14 protein-coding genes and 2 pseudogenes are annotated in these 17,938 nt (G+C 70.2%); 6 read left to right on the top strand and 10 right to left on the bottom strand.

The genetic code is table 11. From position 1 onward, the window contains the following. Nucleotides 1-167 precede the first annotated feature (167 nt). Together ACTWP8_RS01895 and ACTWP8_RS01890 are read right to left on the bottom strand one after the other, a co-directional pair. Complete coding sequence (locus ACTWP8_RS01895; protein ID WP_443320365.1) at nucleotides 168-830, bottom strand: HNH endonuclease family protein; 663 nt, start codon at nucleotides 828-830, stop codon at nucleotides 168-170. A gap of 308 nt (nucleotides 831-1,138) precedes the next feature. Next, nucleotides 1,139-2,266 carry an alkaline phosphatase PhoX gene (locus ACTWP8_RS01890; protein WP_443320364.1) on the bottom strand — a complete coding sequence of 376 codons (1,128 nt, stop codon included), beginning with the start codon at nucleotides 2,264-2,266 and terminating at the stop codon, nucleotides 1,139-1,141. Nucleotides 2,267-3,311: 1,045 nt separating this feature from the next. Here ACTWP8_RS01890 and ACTWP8_RS01885 point away from each other — a divergent pair. Beyond that, complete coding sequence (locus ACTWP8_RS01885; RefSeq protein ID WP_443320363.1) at nucleotides 3,312-4,109, top strand: VOC family protein; 798 nt, start codon at nucleotides 3,312-3,314, stop codon at nucleotides 4,107-4,109. Between the two features lie 1,446 nt (nucleotides 4,110-5,555). On the opposite strand, the pseudogene ACTWP8_RS01880 reads toward ACTWP8_RS01885, so the two are convergent. Then, nucleotides 5,556-5,803: pseudogene (locus tag ACTWP8_RS01880) on the bottom strand (IS5/IS1182 family transposase); the annotation flags it as partial. 129 nt (nucleotides 5,804-5,932) lie between these two features. Between ACTWP8_RS01880 and ACTWP8_RS01875 the strand changes: the two are divergent. Both ACTWP8_RS01875 and dapE read left to right on the top strand, forming a co-directional pair. Beyond that, complete coding sequence (locus tag ACTWP8_RS01875) at nucleotides 5,933-7,399, top strand: amino acid permease (RefSeq protein WP_443320362.1); 1,467 nt, start codon at nucleotides 5,933-5,935, stop codon at nucleotides 7,397-7,399. Then, complete coding sequence (dapE, locus tag ACTWP8_RS01870) at nucleotides 7,396-8,457, top strand: succinyl-diaminopimelate desuccinylase (protein WP_443320361.1); 1,062 nt, start codon at nucleotides 7,396-7,398, stop codon at nucleotides 8,455-8,457. Before ACTWP8_RS01875 ends, dapE begins: the two co-directional genes overlap by 4 nt. Before the next feature lie 99 nt (nucleotides 8,458-8,556). Here the strand turns inward: dapE and ACTWP8_RS01865 are convergent, their stop codons facing one another. Continuing rightward, on the bottom strand, nucleotides 8,557-10,212 hold the full coding sequence (locus ACTWP8_RS01865) for a PucR family transcriptional regulator (protein ID WP_443320360.1): 1,656 nt from the start codon (nucleotides 10,210-10,212) through the stop codon (nucleotides 8,557-8,559). A gap of 127 nt (nucleotides 10,213-10,339) precedes the next feature. Here ACTWP8_RS01865 and ACTWP8_RS01860 point away from each other — a divergent pair, with 127 nt between their 5' ends. Both ACTWP8_RS01860 and menC read left to right on the top strand, forming a co-directional pair. Continuing rightward, the gene (locus ACTWP8_RS01860) at nucleotides 10,340-11,380 is read left to right on the top strand and encodes a chorismate synthase (protein WP_443320359.1); all 1,041 of its coding nucleotides are present in this window, start codon (nucleotides 10,340-10,342) and stop codon (nucleotides 11,378-11,380) included. Then, nucleotides 11,377-12,492 carry an o-succinylbenzoate synthase gene (gene menC, locus ACTWP8_RS01855; RefSeq protein ID WP_443320358.1) on the top strand — a complete coding sequence of 372 codons (1,116 nt, stop codon included), beginning with the start codon at nucleotides 11,377-11,379 and terminating at the stop codon, nucleotides 12,490-12,492. The genes ACTWP8_RS01860 and menC overlap by 4 nt, the downstream gene beginning before the upstream one ends. 325 nt (nucleotides 12,493-12,817) lie before the next feature. Here menC and ACTWP8_RS01850 read toward each other — a convergent pair whose 3' ends face one another. Beyond that, nucleotides 12,818-13,771, bottom strand: coding sequence for an IS481 family transposase (locus tag ACTWP8_RS01850; RefSeq protein WP_443320357.1), 954 nt, complete (start codon nucleotides 13,769-13,771; stop codon nucleotides 12,818-12,820). A gap of 120 nt (nucleotides 13,772-13,891) precedes the next feature. Then, nucleotides 13,892-14,455, bottom strand: coding sequence for a dihydrofolate reductase family protein (locus ACTWP8_RS01845; protein ID WP_443316375.1), 564 nt, complete (start codon nucleotides 14,453-14,455; stop codon nucleotides 13,892-13,894). 147 nt (nucleotides 14,456-14,602) lie between these two features. Between ACTWP8_RS01845 and ACTWP8_RS01840 the strand changes: the two are divergent. Further along, a pseudogene (locus ACTWP8_RS01840) lies at nucleotides 14,603-14,962 on the top strand (HAD-IC family P-type ATPase); the annotation flags it as partial. 89 nt (nucleotides 14,963-15,051) lie between these two features. Here the strand turns inward: ACTWP8_RS01840 and ACTWP8_RS01835 are convergent. From ACTWP8_RS01835 to ACTWP8_RS01820, 4 genes are all read right to left on the bottom strand, one after another. After that, a complete protein-coding gene (locus tag ACTWP8_RS01835; protein ID WP_443320355.1) occupies nucleotides 15,052-15,696 on the bottom strand; it encodes a class I SAM-dependent methyltransferase in 645 nt (214 codons plus the stop codon). A gap of 148 nt (nucleotides 15,697-15,844) precedes the next feature. Then, nucleotides 15,845-16,102 (bottom strand): heavy-metal-associated domain-containing protein, encoded by a 258-nt coding sequence (locus ACTWP8_RS01830; RefSeq protein ID WP_443320354.1) that lies wholly within the window; start codon nucleotides 16,100-16,102, stop codon nucleotides 15,845-15,847. Continuing rightward, nucleotides 16,099-17,289 (bottom strand): urease accessory protein UreH domain-containing protein, encoded by a 1,191-nt coding sequence (locus ACTWP8_RS01825; RefSeq protein ID WP_443320353.1) that lies wholly within the window; start codon nucleotides 17,287-17,289, stop codon nucleotides 16,099-16,101. Before ACTWP8_RS01825 ends, ACTWP8_RS01830 begins: the two co-directional genes overlap by 4 nt. A gap of 119 nt (nucleotides 17,290-17,408) precedes the next feature. Continuing rightward, nucleotides 17,409-17,843 carry a hypothetical protein gene (locus tag ACTWP8_RS01820; protein ID WP_443320352.1) on the bottom strand — a complete coding sequence of 145 codons (435 nt, stop codon included), beginning with the start codon at nucleotides 17,841-17,843 and terminating at the stop codon, nucleotides 17,409-17,411. Between the last annotated feature and the right edge of the window lie 95 nt (nucleotides 17,844-17,938).

Here is a 17,938-nt window from a genome sequence, read left to right as displayed (position 1 = left end):
GAAACGGAAACGGAGACGAAGGAGAAGGCAGCCCAGGAGGAGGGACGAGGCTTGGCATGAACTCCCTGCTCTCTCAAGGGATATAGGCCAGGAGTGCTCCACGTACCGGCCCGGCTGGTCACGAGGGGTGACCAGCCGGGCACGGTGTCAGGCGGACGTGAACGCGGTCATGACGAGCAGGTGTTGAGCATGCTCTGCAGTGCCGATTTCTCGCTGGACTGGAGTTTCAGACCCCAGTGGTACTTGGACCGTATCCACATCTTGGAGTACGTGCAGTGGTAGGAGGAAACGGGCGGCTTCCAGGTGGAGGGGTCCTGGTCGCCCTTGGACTGGTTGACGTTGTCGGTGACCGCGATCAGCTGCGGGTAGGCCATGTCGTTGGCGAAGTCCTGGCGCTTGCTGGTCGTCCATGAGCTGGCTCCGGAGCGCCAGGCTTCGGCGAGGGGGACCACGTGGTCGATGTCGATGTCGGATGCGGCGTGCTCGGTAATGCCGTCATACGGGCTGTACCAGCTGCCCGAGTCCGGGTAGCAGTCGCTGCCGACGACCACGTTCGTCCCGTCGCGCTTGAGCACCTGTTCCCGGGTGTTGCAGGTGCCGGAGATGGTGATCCAGTGCGGGAACAAGTCCCGGGAGTAGCCGGTCATGCTGCCCTCGGCCGCGACGGTCAGGGCGTTGAGCTCGGACTGTGCGGTGGCCTTGCTGGGGATGTTGGGCGGGGTCGCGTACGCCGGGGCCGTCAGCGTCGTCGTCGACAGCGCGACGGCAGCCAGTGTCGCACCGGTCAGGCCGAACCAGCGGCGCCGCGACAGGGCATGGGAACGGGACACAGATCCTCCTCGGGACAGGGATGGGTGGATCCTGTGGTGGCCCCGGCGCAGGGGGGCCGGGCCACCACAGGGGGCCTGTTCGCCTCAGGTGCTCGGAGGCGGGCATCAGGAGCCTTGATGGCGTCGACAGGAAGGATCCCGGGGGAACCGGTGGGGGTCCGGCTGGGTGAAATACGGCGTCGGCGTGGGGTTGCGTCGCCTTGTGACCGGGCTGGGGGTGGGGGGGGGGAAAAGGGGGGGGGGGGGGGGTGGAGTGAGGCGTGGCCCGCGCCACCCCGGTCACAGGGAGCCGGGTGGTTTCCGATGGGTCACAGGGAGGTGCGGAAGGGGCCGGTGACCTCGTAGGTGCCGAAGTCCTGCGAGGAGAAGTACAGCCGGTTGCCGGCGGGGTTGAACGCCGGTCCGGTGATCTCCGAGGAGGACTGGTTGAGGACCCGCAGGAACGGAGCGATGATGTCGTCCGGGGTGATGATGCAGATCTCCATGTTGCCGCCGTCCTCGGCCACGTAGAGGTCGCCGACGGCGGCGGATGCGGTGATGTTGTCCACGCCGGTCAGCGGGGCGCCTGGAACGTTGTCGTCGTAGACGATCGCGATGGTGTTGTTGGCGGCGTGGTAGGCCCAGACGCGGTTGTCGCCCTTGGTGGTGAAGTAGCAGATGTCGTTGCGGTACCAGCAGCCCTCGCCGCCGTTGAAGATCTTGGCTCCCGAGACCTGGTCGCGGGTGGGGGTGGGGCTGCCGTCCGGGTCGGGCACGTTGGCCCAGGACAGTACGCCGGAGACCTCCTTGAGCACCTGCAGGGTGCCGGAGGACAGGTTGCCCCAGGTGGTGGGCACGAACCGGTAGAAGCAGCCGTCGGAGGCGTCCTCGGTCAGGTAGATGACCTTGCGGACCGGGTCGGAGGCGGCGGCCTCGTGGTTGAACCGGCCCATGGCGGGCCGCCGGACAGCGGGGTTCACGCCCCACGGGTCGGTCTCGTAGACGTAGCCGGTGGGGACCTCTTCGCAGGACAGCCAGGTGTTCCACGGGGTGGAGCCGCCGGCGCAGTTGCGGTTGGTGCCGGACAGGATGCTGTACGCGCCGGTGATCTGAGCGCTGCTGTTGAACTTAATGGCGCCGGCACCGCCGGCGCCGCTGCTGAGCTCGGCGTTGGAGACGTAGATCCAGCCCGAGCCGTCGGCGAAGCACTCGCCCCCGTCGGGGGCGCCGTGCCAGGTGTAGTTGGTGCCGGCCACTTTCTGCCCGGAGCGGGCGATCAGGCGGCTGGTGAAGCCTGACGGGAGCATGATCCCGTTGGCGTCTGCCGCCTGCAGAGCCCCATACGGGCTGGGGCCAGGGAGAGCGGGGTAAGCGGCCGCCTGCCGCCACAGGGAACCGGAGAAGGCTGCCGCGCCGGCGCCGATGACGGCGGCACGAAGAAGACTACGGCGTTCCACATCTACTCCTTCATCAAAGAAGGGCGAATGATGACTAGTTGAGCGCCGCCGACTGGTCACTGGAACCATAGAGCCGCTTATGAGGGCACGGTAAGGCTCCCTTGAACGAACTCCTTCCGGCTAACCGGTGAGTAGATACCGCGCAGAAACGGTCATGCGCGCCACCAAATGAACGAGCAGAGAATCCCGGGACATCTGATGGACACCCGTCGTTCGGGAAGGCAAGCCGAGCAGCCCTCGACCGACGGTCGTTGACGATTTCCGCTCACCGACACGGCAGCCTGAACTCGGACTGCTTCTGCGCCGCCATCGAGGGGTTTTCGTCATCCCGCACGGCCGCATTTGAGGGTCGGGGATGGTGCGATGTTTTCGGGGCAGTCGGACAGGTGTCGGAAGTACCTAGGCGCCGGACGAAGCGGTGGGGTGTTTACCGGGGGAAGACTCTGAGCCCCTGTATGGGGCTGGCCCGCAGATGGCCGAGGGGGCGCGGGAGGTCACGCGCGGGTTCTTGTCGGCGGTTGCGCCTGGTGGTGAGGCGAAGGTTCGCCGGCTGTGCGAATTGACGGCCTAACCTGACGTTTCATTGTGTAGGGCCCGCGGTCGTCGCAATCAGGCACGTGATCCATGGGACGCTCTCACGATCTTGCGGCCCTCGCAGGGCATGTCGACTTGCTTCGACCCCGGACGGCAACAAACCACAAGGTGCAGGCCCCCCCGTGTCCTGCAGCTTCGTCTGTGTGGGGACCCACCGATGAGTTTCGGCGGCCGCGCCGGTCTAAGTGACGTCGGCCAGCGACCCCTGGCAGCGAGGAGAGCAGCCTCATGCAGAAGATCACGACGTTCCTGTGGTTCGACAAACAGGCCGAAGAGGCGGCCGAGCACCACACCTCCACATCCAGCGCCTGGTCGACGCCTACGAGAAGTGACCGCCGACGCTGCCTCGCCCGTCCCTTCCGCTGCCCGGCCCAGCCGTGGAGCGGCCGACGGGCGAGTGTCAGTGGCCGGTGTCACGCTGAGTACACACAGGATCTGCGAAAGGGAAACGATGATCACCACTGAGTTCGTCCCCGGCTCCCCCTGTTGGCTCGACCTCGGCGCGCCCGACGTCCGGGCCGCTGCGGCCTTCTACGGCGCGGTGTTGGGGTGGGAGTACGAGTCCATGGGGGAGGGAGAGGACATGGAAGGCGGGATGTTCCGGAAGGACGGCAAAATCGTCGCCGGACTCGGCAAGCTCACCGAGGAGGGGGCCCGCCCGGCCTGGATGATCTACTACTGCACCGCCGACGCGGACGCCACGACCCAGGCCGTGGAGCGCGCGGGCGGCACGGTGCGGGTGCCGCCGATGGACCTCGACGACTGGGGCCGGATGGCACAGTACAGCGACCCGCTAGGCGGCCAGTTCGCCGTCTGGCAGCCGGGCAAGAACAAGGGCGTCGACATGGTGGACGAGCCGGGCTCGCTGTCCTGGACCGAGCTCTACACGAGCGACGCGGCCGCCGCGAGGGAGTTCTACGGCGGCCTCTTCGGCTGGCAGTTCCAGGACACGGAGCTGCCGGGCGGCGGTGGCACCTACACCCTCATCACCCCATCGGGCCTCCCCGAGGAGCGCATGCACGGCGGCCTCATGGAGCTGCCCAAGGAGGACCTCGCCCTGGCGGGCGGTCGGCCGTACTGGCACCCGGTCTTCGCCGTCGCCGACTGCGACGCCGCGGTCGCGAAGGTAACCGAGAACGGCGGCAGCGTGCAGATGGGGCCGGAGGACGCGGAGGGCGTGGGGCGGCTGGCCGTCTGCCTCGACCCGTCGAACGCGGACTTCGTCGTGCTCACCCCGACCCAGAGCTGATCCCCGGAGGCCCCGAGACCTGGGGCCGGCGCCGATCTGACGGCCCGGCCCCAGCGGGCCCGCACCACCGGTCCAGTTTCGGCCGTGCTCCCCCTCCCCACCCCGCGGTACCCGGCGGTCATGTCTGCGCCCGCAATCCGGACCGTGCCACGCCAGCTCCCACCACACTGCGCGGCATCGCGGCCACGTTCAGGATCGAGACCCCGGAGCTCGTTGAGCAGTTCGTGAGTTTCACCGAGATACTCCGATAACACCAGCGCGAGAAGATGCACGCCTCCGGCAGCTGCTCACGCTAAGCTGCCAGTGCGCGACTGACCTGCGAAAAGGGCCGCGTGGCTCCACCCTCGGGCGAAGAGGGCGGGCCCCTTTCATCGGCAAGGCACTCCGCTGCTCACCTGTTCAATCCCTCGACGCCCCGCGCCACAGCCTGCACCGATGTCCTTGGGGAGATCCCCATGAGACCCGGGAAGGGCACGCGTGGACGCGTAGTGGACACGCAGTGGACGGAAGAATCAGGAAGGACCGGGAAGCCCTCGGCAAGGGGCGATAGCGTGTAGCCTTCTGACCTGCAAAAACAGTAAGCATCAGGCCGGATGATCAAGATCACGGACGATTCTCAAAGGACTCATGATCCGTCGGCCGTGGGTTCGAGTCCACCCGCCCCACTGTGCATGCCTCTGACCTGCAGAAACGTCTCATCTCGAGTGCGGATTCAGGACTTTGACCCGACGGACTGAATCCGCTGCTCGCGAGGTGGGTGGCGGTTCTACGGGCGGCAGTTGTCACTTCGCTGACCTGCGAGGATGCATCGCTTCACCGTCGGAGCGAGCTCCAGCAGGGGGCTGCGCGAGGGGCAGGACGGCGAATTCGGGACGCTGGCAGGACGCAATGTAGGAGAAGGAGCCGCAGAGGGCCCGTCACTCCAACCCTGCTGCGGCTGTGGCGCGCGTGGTCGACAAGGTCGCGGTGGCGGACGGCCCGGGACCGTCGAGGGAGGCTGGGACGGTCGGCGTGCCTCCATGGCCGGTTCGAAGCGCGCCGGAAAACCCCGTACTGAAACAGCCTGAGACGAGGGCGGCGCCAATGGCGCCGACTCCATGAATCCCGGACGGAACTACATGATCGCTGGAACATGATCATGCCAGTTTCGAGGGACGACCGTCGTCCCTGAGGTGAGCCGGTACCCCTCCATCCCCACTCTGGTGCGCGGATTCCGCCCCGGATCGCGCGGGTGGCGCGGGCGAGCAATCCCGGTGGCACGACGGCAACATGGGTACGGGACCGGCTGGACGGGCCGTGGAGTGACGAGGACTTCGCCGGCTGGTCGCAGGCGAAGGTGCGGACGGCGACGGCGGCTTCAGCCTCGTACTCGCCGCCGGCGCTGCGAGCAATGTTTCCGGCAGGGTGAGCGGAGATGCCTTCACCGCCGCGGTTGCGCTCGGCGCCGTCGTTGCGGTTACCGGGCACCGGCCGGCCGCGACGACGAGCCGCGTGTCGGCCTCGATGACGGCCTGCTGGTTGGCGGGGTGCCGGTAGTTCCTGGACTGTGCGGTGACCGTACGGTCGCGGGTGGGATCGAGTGTGCCGTCCACGATCAACACGGTGTCCTGGCGGAACCGCTCGCGCGGACGCAGAGCCGACGGTCCGAGATGGTTGATGGAGCGGACGGCCGCAGCCTTCGGGATGCCGAATACATCCACCTCCGGCATTGGCCAGAAGGCCAAAGCACCCCTCACCATCTTGGCCAACACGCACACCCCTCCCCACCCCGCCATTCCGCATCATCAAGGGCCGGAACGGGAGCTGTGAGAGGAGTGGACGCGATGGACACTGTGCGGACGAGCCCGCCGAGACCCGCGGGTGAGGTCGGGGCCGCGAGCAGGTTGACGCGGCGGCGGGACGTCGCCGATCTGGTTGCCGAGGCCCGTGGTGGTGAGCTGCGCCGGACGATGGGGCTCACACAGCTCACGCTGCTCAGCGTGGGCGCCACCCTCGGCACCGGGATCTTCGTCGTCCTCGGCCAGGCGGTGCCCGAGGCGGGCCCCGCCGTCGTGGTCTCCTTCGTGCTCGCCGGGATCACCGCACTGTTCTCCGCCCTGTCCTACGCCGAGCTGGCGGGCATGATCCCGGGCGCCGGATCCTCGTACAGTTATGCCTACGCCACGCTCGGCGAGCTGGTCGCGTGGGTCTGCGGCTGGTGTCTGGTGCTGGAATACGGCGTCTCGGTCGCCGCTGTCGCGGTCGGCTGGGGCCAGTACGTGAACGAGCTGCTGGAGCTCACCGTCGGCTGGACGCTGCCCGAGTCGCTGGCCGCCCCGCCCGGCGCGGGCGGCGTGCTGAACGTTCCGGCCGCCGCGATCGTCGTCCTCGCCACGGTGGTGCTGCTGCGCGGGGCCCGCGAGAGCGCCGTCGTCAACACGATCATGGTGGCGGTGAAGGTGGCCGCCCTGGTGATGTTCTGCGCCGTCGCTTTCACCGCGTTCCGCGCCGGGAACTTCCAGCCGCTGTTCCCGCTCGGCATGGCGGGTGTGAGCGCGGGCGCTGCCTCGCTGTTCTTCTCGTACATCGGCTTCGACGCCGCGTCGACGGCCGGTGAGGAGGCGAAGAACCCGCAGCGTGACCTGCCGCGCGCCATCCTCCTCTCCCTCGGGCTGATCACCGCGCTGTACTGCGCGGTGGCGATCGCGGCAGTCGGCGCGATGCCGTGGCAGACGTTCGCGGGTACCGAGGCCACCCTCAGCGAGGTGCTGGTCCGCTCGGTCGGCGGCGGCAATCTGTGGCCGATCCTGCTGTCCGTCGGCGCGGTCGTCGCCACCACGAGCGTCGTCCTCGCCGTGCAGTACGGGCAGACCCGCATCCTGTTCTCGATGGCGCGCGACGGGCTCGTGCCGCCACTGTTCGCCAAGATCCACCCGAAGACCGGGGTGCCCCGCGCCAACACGGTCATCGTGTCCGCGTTCATCATGGTGCTCGCCGCACTCGTGCCGCTGGGCGCGCTCGCCGACGCCACCAGCATCGGCACACTGTTCGCCTTCGCGCTGGTCAACTGTGCCGTCCTGATCCTGCGCCGGCGCAGCCCCGAGGCACCGCGCAGCTTCCGGGTACCGCTCGCACCGGTGACCTGCGCGCTGGGCACGCTGTGCTGCGGCTATGTGATGTGGGGGCTCGGCGCCGACACCTGGCTCGCGTTCGGCCTGTGGATGGCGGTCGGGTTCGCGATCTACGCGCTCTACGGCATCAGGCACTCCCGGCTGGGCCGGCCCGCCCCGCAGGAGGAGACCGTCGCATGACTTCGCTGGACCCGACCGCCGACCTGGTGGACCTCACCCGGGCCCTGGTGGACACCCCGTCCGAGAGCGGCGACGAGGCCCACCTTGCCGATGCCGTGGAGTCCGCCCTGCGCGCGTGCGCGCATCTGACGGTCGAACGCATTGGCAACTCCGTCGTGGCCGGCACGGACTCGGGCCGCGCCGAGCGGGTGGTCATCGGCGGCCACCTGGACACCGTCCCGGCCGCCGGGAACCTGCCTTCCCGGCTGGACGGAGAGCTGCTTCACGGCCTTGGGGCGTGCGACATGAAGGGCGGCGTCGCCGTCGCCCTGCGCCTCGCGGCCACCCTCACCGCACCGGTACGCGACGTCAGTTACGTCTTCTACGAGTGCGAGGAGGTCTCCGGCGACCGCAACGGCCTGAACCGTATCGCCGCCGAACGCCCCGACATGCTCAAGGCGGACCTCGCGATCCTCATGGAGCCGTCCGACGCGGGCGTCGAGGCGGGCTGCCAGGGTGTCCTGAACGCGGACATCACGGTGCGCGGCGAGCGCGCGCACACCGCTCGCTCCTGGATGGGCGTCAACGCCGCGCACCGAGCGGCCGCCGTGCTCCAGCGCCTCGACGACCACACCGCCGGGCGGATCGTCATCGACGGCCTGGAGTATCGCGAAGGGCTGAACGCGGTCGCCGTCCGCGCGGGTATCGCCGAGAACGTCGTCCCCGACAGCTGCGTGATCACGGTCAACCTGCGCTTCGCGCCGAGCCGTTCGGCCGGGCAGGCCGAGGCGTATCTGCGCGGGCTCTTCCCCGAGTACGAGGTGGAGGTCACCGAGGTCGTGCCGGGCGCCCTGCCGGGGCTCGGACAGGGCCCGGTCGCCTCGCTCGTCGAGGTCCTGGGTGCGACTCCCCGCCCCAAGCTGGGCTGGACCGACGTCGCCCGCTTCGCCGCGCTCGGCATGCCCGCGCTCAACTACGGCCCCGGTGACCCGACCCTCGCGCACACCGCCGGGGAGTACGTGCCCGTCGGGCAGCTGCGGGAGTGCGAGGCTCGGCTCGCGGCCTGGCTGAGCGGCTGAACCCCACGGGGACGCGCGCGCCGGGCCGGTGGACCGCATGGTGCCGACCGTCGGATCCCACGACGCCGCGGGTGAACCCCACCCGCGGCCTGCCGCGGGTCAGGCCCGGTCGGCGCCCCGCAGTCCCCCGAGCGTCCGCAGCTGCAGCCACAGCACCAACCGCTCGTCCGGGTCGTCCAGATCGATGCCGAGGTGCTGCTGCGCCTGCCTGAGGCGGTACCGGCAGGTGTTGGGGTGCACGGCGAGCAGCTTCGCCGCCCGCCCCATGTCGCATCCGGCGTCCAGCCAGCACACCAGAGTCCTGGCGTAGTCGGTGCCGTGCTCGCTGTCGTACGCCAGGACCTCCCGCCACGCACCCGCCGTCAACCCCTGCTCCCCGCCGATGAGTTCACGCAGACGGAGCAGGGTGACACGCGCGCGTACCTCGGTCACAGCAGCGACGTCCTCGTCCGGGCCGAGTACCCGCAGGACGAGGTCGGCGTCGTCCCGTGAGCCGCGCACGGCCGCCAGGTCCGGGACCACGTCACCCAGCCCGGCCCGCACCGGCACCCGCAGCGCCTGACCCGCGCGCCGCACGATGTCCTCGGCGAGCCGCTTGTGCCGCTCCCCACCGCTCCCCCGAGCTCTCGGCTCCGCTCGAGCAGGGGGTACCCCCACACCGGCCACCGGCAGCAGCGCGTACACACTCCCGTCCACCAGCACGCACGCGTGCCGCCCGTACCGCGCCTCGCACTGGAGTCGTACGAGGTCGAGCAGCCGCAGCGCCGTCTGTTCTACGTCGGGCGCGGACACCGCGCCGTCGAGGGCGAAGGCCGCGACACGGACCGGGGTGCCGGCGGCGAGGCCGAGGCGGTGCGCGGCGCCGGCGGGATCGGCGGTGCCGTCGAGGAGACGGCGCAGCAGGTCGCCCGTCAGATGCCGGGACAGTTCCTCGCTCGCCCGTGCCCGCAGCAGGAGCAGGGCGGCCGTGGACGCCCCCTGGGTGAGCGCGTCCTCGGCATCGGGGCCGACGTGCCCGTCGTCGACGACCCACATCGACCCCAGCGTCTCGCCGCCCGCGCGGATCGCGACGGCGAGCCGCGGCAGCTCGTCGCCGTCGAGTGCGGTGAGGCGTACGGGTCCGGGGGCGGCGAACAGGACGCGGTACTGCTCGGTGTTCTCCGGGCTGCTCGGCACCTGGCGGCCCAGGATGCCTTGCCGCCGGGCCTCGTCGACGACCTGCCCGGGGATGGTGGAGTAGGCCAGGATCCGCTGGCGGGCGTCCTCGATGACGGTCGCGCCGCCCACGGCTGCGGCCACCGCGTTGGTGAGCGCGAACAGGTCGCCGAAGGCGGCCCCGCTGTCCGCCGGGCCGGGGCGGGAGCCGATCGCGGAGGCCAGCAGCAGATGGACGTGATGCCAGGCGGCGTCCTCGTCGACGGCGAGCAGCGCGAGGCCGTGGGCCTTCGCCGCCGCCACCGTGTCGGGCTGCCCGTCCCTGTCCCGTACGACGAGGCCGGCCATCCCGGCCGCCGCAGCATCGCGTGCCAGCGGTCCCACCTCACCCGCTCGCGCCCCGACCGTCAGCAGCAGGGCGCCGGGCGCGCTGCGCGGAAACGGGGCCCCGGCGTCGTACAGCAGGACCTCGGAGACGGGTGCGGTGAGGCCGGCGGGGGCGGTGAGCACGCGGAGCATGGGCTCGCCGAGGGTGTCGAGAAGTTCCTCGAGGGTGCAGGCGTCCATGGCGGGTCGGGCTCTCCGGTGGAGGACGGTCACATGGGGACGATGGGCGTTTCTATCGGACGGTGTCAGCTCAGGGCCTTGGCCGATCGCAATAGGGGAACCGGGTTTCATTGTGCCCGACCACAATGGCCGGCGGGCTGTGGCCCTGGAGACTCGAGGCATGACACCTGTGACGATCTCCGCCGCCGGGTCCGGGGCGGCGGCCGGTACGCCGGGCGCGGGCGCCCTCACCCAGGACGCAGCCCGTAGCGCCGCGGATGCAGCCCGCATCGGCGTGGAAGCAGCCCGCACGGCCGGGGAAGCTGCCCGCATCGCTTGGGAAGGCGTCGCCGACGCCGCGGCGCGTACCGCCGGGGTCACGGTCCGTACCGTGCACGACGTGGCCGGTATCCGTGCCGTTGCCGACTTCTTCGCCGATGTGTGGCAGACGCCGCGCGCCACCCCGCCCTATCCCTCGGAGGTGCTGCACAGCCTGGTGCACGCCGGTGGCGCGGTGCACGCGGCGTACTGCGCCGGGCCGTCGGGCGAGCGGCTCGCCGGGGCGGCTGTGGCAGTGTTCGGGCCACCCGCCGAGCGGGACGTGTACTCGTTCGTGGCGGCGGCGACCGCGTCCGGCCGGGGCGTCGGCTTCGCGGTCAAGCAGGCGCAGCGGCTGTGGGCGCTGGAGCGGGGCGCCACCACCATGCGCTGGACCTTCGACCCGCTGGTCAGCCGCAACGCCCGCTTCAACCTGGTCAAGCTGGGCGCCGTCGGCAGCGAGTACCTGGTCGACTTCTACGGGCCGATGAGCGACGGCGTGAACAACGGCGACGAGAGCGACCGGCTGACCGTCGCGTGGGACCTGGTGACGGGGACCACGCGGACGGACGACCCCGTTGAGGGCCGCTCCGCCGCCCACGTCGTTCGCCGGGCACCGGACGGCGGCCCGCTCGCCCTGAGCGACGCGGACAGACTGTGGTGCCGCGTGCCCGAGGACATCGTGGCGCTGCGCGCCGCCGACCCGGCGCTCGCGCTCGACTGGCGGCACGCCGTGCGCGAGGTCTTCACCGAGGCGTACGCCGAGGGCCTGCGCGCGGCGGCCATGTCCCGCGACGGCTGGTACCTGCTGACCCGCCCGTCCCCCGACCTCCCGACGGGGGAGACCAGCGCCCGGGCCACCGTCGGGACCTCTTCCGAGGCCACTTGCGAGGAGCAGGAATGAAGCTCGAACGCGTCGAACTGCTCCACGTCGCCATCCCGCTCGTCATCCCGTTCCGTACCTCGTTCGGGACGATGACCAGCAAGGACACCTTCCTGCTGCACGTGGTGACCGACGAGGCCGAGGGCTGGTCCGAGTTCGCTGCCGACCCGCAGCCGCTGTACTGCTCGGAGTTCGTCGCCGGCGCCGAGATCGTCATCCGGGACTTCCTGCTGCCGCGCGTCGCCGCCCTGCCCGAGCCGACGACCGCGGCCGTCGCCCCCGCCCTGGCCTCCGTCAAGGGCCACGAAATCTCCAAGGCAGTCCTTGAAACCGCCCTCCTGGACGCCGAACTGCGCGCCTACGGGATGTCACTCGCGACCTTTCTCGGCTCGGTCCACGAACGGGTGCCCGCCGGAGTCTCGGTCGGCATCAAGAACTCCGTGCCCGAACTGCTCGACGACGTCGAGCGATACCTCGCCGAGGGCTACATCCGCATCAAGCTGAAGATCGAGCCGGGCTGGGACGTCGAGCCGGTGCGCGCCGTACGCGAGCGCTTCGGCGACGAACTCCCGCTCCAGGTCGACGCCAACACCGCCTACACGCTCGCCGACGCCGAGCAGCTGCGGAAGCTCGACGACTTCGGGCTGCTGCTGATCGAGGAGCCGCTGGAGGAGAACAACCTCCACGCCCATGCCCAGATCCAGAAGCGTCTGGCCACCCCGGTCTGCCTGGACGAGTCGATCCACTCCGCGCGCGATGCGGCGTCCGCGATCGCGATGGACGCCTGCCGGGTCGTCAACGTCAAACCGGCCCGCGTCGGCGGTTATCCGGAGGCCCGTCGCGTCCATGACGTGGCCGCCGCCCACGGCGTGCCGGTGTGGTGTGGCGGAATGCTGGAGACGGGCATCGGCCGAGCCCCCAACCTGGCGCTCGCCGCCCTCCCGGGCTTCACCCTCCCTGGCGACACCTCCGCCTCCAGCCGGTACTTCGCCGAGGACATCACCGAACCGTTCGTCCTCCAGGACGGCCACCTGCCCGTACCCACCGCCCCGGGCATCGGCGTCGACCCCCTACCGGACGCGCTTGGCCGGTTCACGATGGGCACTCGGGAGTTGTACGCGGGACGGAAGTGATCAGGCGACGGTGGTGACCTTTGGCCATGACAGTGGCCGCAGAGGCCCCGCCCCCAGTTCTCTGGGGCGGGCCTTTGCGCAGTGGAAGGGGAATCCGCTGCGGGCGAGTTCAAAATGCTGCCCCGATCTGGCGGGATCGGTCTCAGTGGCCGTCCTCGACACGGGCGAGGGCTACGAAGTAGTCCGCCGTGACACCCGTAGCCGCGAGCACGATGTCACCACGGGCGACGACATCAGCGACATCGCGCACGAGCTCGTCTCGTGGCTCAAGGGCCGGAGCCGGCCCAGGCCAACAAGCTGAGGCGGCAGCGTTCCAAGACACGGCCTAGCTGTGTTGTCCCGACAGGTTGGTGACGCGGTCGGCTGGGGTGCTGCCTCCGATGCCTGTGTGGGGTCGGTGGTAGTTGTACCAGTGGAGCCAGTTGGGAAACGCGGCCTGTCGTTCGCTGTCTGAGGTGTAGGGCCGGTGGTAGGCCCATTCCTCGGTCAGGGTGCGGTGGAAGCGTTCGACCTTGCCGTTGGTCTGGGGCCGCCAGGGGCGGGTCCATCGGGGCTGGATGCGCAGGTCGTGGCAGGTCTGTCGCCAGGTGTTCTTGGTGTAGGCCCAGGCGTTGTCGGTCAGGACTCGTTCGATGGTGATCCCTTGGGTGGCGAACCACGCGGTTGCTCGGGCCAGGAAGCCGGCGCAGGTGGCTGCTTTCTCGTCGGGCAGGTCTTCGGTGTAGGCCAGGCGGGAGTGGTCGTCCAGGGCGGTGTGCAGGTAGGCGTAACCGGTGCTGGTGCGGTTCTTGCGGCCGGCGGCTCGGCCGAGGGCTTTGTGGCCGCCGCCGTGGGGGATGCGGCCGAGCTTCTTGACGTCGATGTGGACCAGCTCGCCCGGGCGTCGGCGTTCGTAGCGGCGCACGGGCTCGCCGGTGGCCCGGTCCAGCGTGGCCAGGGCGGGCAGGCTATGGCGTTGCAGGATGCGGTGGGCGGTGGAGGCGGCGACGCCGGCGCGGGCGGCCAGCCGGAGCGGGCCGATGCGGTGCTCGCGCCGCAACCGCACCACCCGTTCCTCGATCGCGGCAGAGGTCCGGTGGGGGCTGTGGTGGGGGCGGCTGGAGCGGTCGTGCAGGCCTGCGGCGCCGTGCCGCCGGTAGCGCCCTGCCCAGCGGGCGGCGGTGGTGTGGCTGACCTGGAAGCGTTCGGCGGCCCGCCGTAGCGGCCAGCCGTCGTCGATGACACACCGGGCCAGACGCAGCCTGCCGGTCGGAGTCAGCGGGGCATTACGGTGGGACAACGAGGGCCTCCTGGGGATCGGTGGAGATGTCGCAATCCACACCGAAACCAGAAGGCCCTCAACTCATTCAAGGACCGCTCAAGGCGTGTTGCCTGTCACCAACGTCCCGGGACAACACACCTAGCGCGCCACGCGGTAGCGGAGGTAGACGACTCTCGAGCTGAAGGTGCGGGTCTCGACGAGTTCGAGATCCACCCGGCGCTCGCGCTGGGGAAAGAACGGAATGCCACCGCCAACCAGCACCGGGTAGACCATGGCCCGGTACTCGTCGATCAGACCCAACGCGGCCGCCTCGGCGGCGAGAGTCGCGCCGCCGATCGCGATGTCGCCCTCCCCCGGCTCGGCTCGCAGCCGCTCGATCTCCTCCGCCAGGCCGCCGGAGGCCAGGCGGGCATGGCCCTGCACCGCCGACAGCGTGGTGGAGAACACCACCTTTGGCAGCGGCTTCCAGAGCGCGGCCCACTCGAGCATGGAGTCGTCGAGCGATGGATCCTGGTCGACGGTCTCCCAGTACAGCATCGTCTCGTACAGCCGCCGTCCCAACAGGTGGACGCCGACCTCTCGAATCTCGTCGATCCAGAAGCGAAAGACCTCCTCGTCGGGCGCCGTCCAGTCGAAGCCGCCGTCCGGCCCGACGATGTAGCCGTCAAGTGAGACGCTCATCGAATAGGTCACGCTGCGCATCAGAAGTCCTCCTCGGTAACGGGTTCGACAGTACGACCGCCGGACGCCGCAGGACTCATCGCGGCTCGCGGGATCCCCTGGGCTGAGGCGGTTCCTTCTGGGCCTGGCCGTCCCGGCGTGCCCCGGCGGCGTGCTGGTGAGTCCGACCAGCAGCAGGGCCGGGTGGTGGCCATGGTCGGCGACGGCGTCAACGACGCGGCCGCCCTCGCCCAGGCCGACCTGGGCCTGGCCATGGGCACGGGCACCGACGCGGCGATCGCCGCATCCGATCTGACCCTGGTACGAGGGGACCTGCGGGCGGCGGCGGACGCGATCCGGCTGGCCCGGCGCACCCTTCGTACGATCAAGGCCAACCTGTTCTGGGCCTTCGCCTACAACGTCGCCGCCCTGCCGCTGGCCGCGCTCGGCATGCTCAATCCGATGATCGCCGGCGGCGCGATGGCGTTCTCCTCGGTCTTCGTGGTCTCCAACAGCCTGCGGCTCCGCCGCTTCCAGCCCCTCCGCTGAACGAAATGGAAGGCGGCGCCGGAGCCGGGCGGCTCCGGCGCCCCCCTTCGGCGTACTCAGACAGCAAGCACCGCCTCCGGTAGCGAGCTTCACCCGTCGGCGGACTGAAGGGTGGGTTTGCGGGCGGCAAGGCGCTCGACGATGCCGAGCTTCAACCGGTCACGCTGCTCAACCTCCAGACCCGCGGCCTGGACGTGCCGAAGCGGTCGGCGCAGGAAGTGCTCGCCACCGAAAGGAACGGTGATTACTTCGGTGAGTCGCTGGATCACGCGGACAGGCAAGACGGAGCTCGGGATGTGGTCCAGCAGGAGCAGTCGGCCGCCCGGCTTGAGCACGCGGTTCATCTCGGCGATGGCGCGCCGGTCGTCGGCGATGGCGCACAGCGACAGGGTGCACACCACGGTGTCGAAAGAAGCGTCGGGGAACGGCAGGTCTTGGGCGTCGGCTTCGCGCAGCTCTGCAGTGCGGCCGAGCTCGTTGGCGCGGCGGCGGGCGATGGCCAGCATCTGTGGGCTCCACTCGATGCCGGTCAGCCGGACGTCGGGAGGGTAGAGGGGAAGGTTCAGGCCGGTGCCGATGGCGACTTCCAGAACGTCGCCGTCGGCCTGGGAGCAGATCCAGGTGCGGCTCTCGCCGAACAGGGTGCGGTCGAAGAACCGCATCTGCCGGTCGTAGGAGCGGGCGTGCTTGTCCCAGTAGCGACGCAGCCGCTCGCTGTCTCTCGGCTCGGGCACAGCGCCATCCTCTCCGCCACCGGCCTCTCCCGCATCTCGCGGTTGGGCCCGCCGGATCTCGCGGTTGGGGCCGCCGGGTTGCCCGACCGGGAGATTTCCCGGCCGGGCCGCGTGGCGGAGGCTCGCGCCACGCGCGCTGGGCGGGTCGTCAGCCGGCGGGCCGGGCCGTGTACTCCCCGGCCTGCTCCACCGCGGCGACGAGTGTGGCGGTGTCCACGTTGGCGCCCTCCTCGAGACGGACGGTGGTGCGTCCGGCGTTCACGTCGGTGGTGGATGCGCGGACGCCGGGGATATCTTCCAGCTCGTCGTCGATGAGCAGGCCGCAGCTGGTGCAGTGCATGCCCTCGACGAGCAGCACTACCTGCTGACCGGTGGCGGTCTCCTTCTTGCGGTTGAAGAGCTTCACTTGGTCTCTCCCTGGAAGGTGATGGCGCCGGTCTGCATGCCCATGGCGCACGAGAAGCGGAGCGTGCCGGGCTTGCGGGTGCCCAGGTCGACCTTGGTGTCGCCGTTGCGCCTGACGATCTCTTGGACTCCGAGCTCGGGGATGGTGAAGGCGCGGGCGCAGCCGCCCGAGTCCTGTCCGTGCAGCACCAGCGTGGTCGGGACGCCCGCCTTCGCCGTGAACTGGGTGGGGACGTAGAAGTCCGTCACGGTCAGCGTGATCACCTGCTTGCCGGAGGCATCAACGCGCACCGGCGCGACGGGCGCAGCCGTCTGTCCGTCCCCGGAACCGGTCTCGGACGTGCCTTGAGAGCCGCCCTCCACGGTGAACGGTTCACTGGCCGCGGCGGGCTTGCCCGGAGCGGTGAACGTGACCCACCCTCCGGCTTGCAGCGCGGAGCCCATGGTCCAGACGGCGATGGCCAGCACCACCACACCGGTGAGCACAGCCAGCCGGCCGGACAGCGCCCGGCTCGTGCGGCGGAAGAGGTAGCCGAGCGCGGCGAACAGCGGCGCGGTACCGAGCACGAACCCGGCCATCACCGCGGCCCCGGCCATCGCCGATCCGGAGGTGATCGCGACCAGTTCCATCGACAGCGTCACCCCGCAGGGCACCAGTACGGTGGCGAATCCGATCAAGGCCGGGGTGGCGACCGAGTCGGTCTTGGCGCTGCGTCGCAGCAGTCGGCCGAACGAGGCCGGCGGGCGGGGCACCAGTCGGGACACTGCCTTGACGCCGAACAGGTCCAGCGCGAAAAGCACCATGAGCAGCCCGGCGGCCAGCAGCAGCACCGCCTGAGTACGAGGGCTGGGCTGCAGCGCGGCGCCGAAAATCCCGAGCAGGGCGCCGAGGATGGTGTGGGAGAGCAGTTTGCCGGCGAGGAACGCGCCCACCGGAGCGAGATTCGCGGTCGTCGGCTCCAGGGCTGCAGCGGATGCCCCGCGCCGGGACACGCTCGTGGCTGCGGCCCGAGGTCGCTTCTTGGTAGACGAGGAGACCGACGTACGAGCGGGAGCGGGGGCCTGGGTGGGGTCGCGGCGGGTGATCGCACCTGCCAGGAGACCGCCTTGGACGGCGGCGCACGAGGCGCCACCGGCGAGCAGACCGGTGCTGACACCGGTGATGATCAAGGTGATGGGCGACGGCATCCGTCGTGACTCCTGTTCGGATACGACGGCACGCGCACAGCGATCTGGTTACGGGCGTGCCGAGGCGGACGTTGAGGAATACGGCTCCCGCAAGGCAGAGCCTCACGGGCGTCGAACCATCACGTCCGCGACACGCACAACCGATGAAGATCAGGAGGTGGCAGCGCCGGAGGCGGCGCGTTGGGCTGCGCCACCACCGCCGCGGGGGAGCATGCCATGGCCGTCGGCAGATCGGTCAGTGCCGGGCCCGGCTGGACATCGTGGCCGAGGGTGGCCTTCGGCGCCGCGCACTGCTTCTCGACCATCGGGCAGTGCGCGCCGTGCTCGACCGAACCAGTCGCAGTCGGGGTCGCTGTCACGTGACCTGCTGCCTCGGCGTGCATCGCTGGGGATGAGCGGGCGCTGACCGCGGCCGGAGCGGCCATCTCCATCGAGGCCATCGAGGAGGGCATGGCCATCGCGGGCTGGGCGAGCCCCGATAGGCAGGCCACGAGCGCGCATACCAGAAGCGCCCCGGACCACGCCCGGAGCGGCATCAGTACGCGTCGCGACATGCGCGCCATGCTAAGGCACACCGCCCGCCGCCCGCCGCCCGCCGCCCGCGCAAGCACCGCGAGTGGCTCGTCTCGCAGCCTTGGCCGGGTCATGA

The organism is Streptomyces sp. 7N604, from assembly GCF_052245475.1.
Lineage (GTDB): Bacteria > Actinomycetota > Actinomycetes > Streptomycetales > Streptomycetaceae > Streptomyces.
This window is presented reverse-complemented; position numbering and strand designations above follow the sequence as displayed.

What these genes read in the sequence shown, in the direction of transcription:
- ACTWP8_RS01885 (WP_443320363.1), top strand. Translation starts at nt 3,312, where the DNA reads ATGATCACCACTGAGTTCGTCCCCGGCTCCCCCTGTTGGCTCGACCTC.
- ACTWP8_RS01875 (WP_443320362.1), top strand. Translation starts at nt 5,933, where the DNA reads ATGGACACTGTGCGGACGAGCCCGCCGAGACCCGCGGGTGAGGTCGGG.
- dapE (WP_443320361.1), top strand. Translation starts at nt 7,396, where the DNA reads ATGACTTCGCTGGACCCGACCGCCGACCTGGTGGACCTCACCCGGGCC.
- ACTWP8_RS01860 (WP_443320359.1), top strand. Translation starts at nt 10,340, where the DNA reads ATGACACCTGTGACGATCTCCGCCGCCGGGTCCGGGGCGGCGGCCGGT.
- menC (WP_443320358.1), top strand. Translation starts at nt 11,377, where the DNA reads ATGAAGCTCGAACGCGTCGAACTGCTCCACGTCGCCATCCCGCTCGTC.
- ACTWP8_RS01845 (WP_443316375.1), bottom strand. Translation starts at nt 14,455, where the DNA reads ATGCGCAGCGTGACCTATTCGATGAGCGTCTCACTTGACGGCTACATC.
- ACTWP8_RS01825 (WP_443320353.1), bottom strand. Translation starts at nt 17,289, where the DNA reads ATGCCGTCGCCCATCACCTTGATCATCACCGGTGTCAGCACCGGTCTG.
- ACTWP8_RS01820 (WP_443320352.1), bottom strand. Translation starts at nt 17,843, where the DNA reads ATGTCGCGACGCGTACTGATGCCGCTCCGGGCGTGGTCCGGGGCGCTT.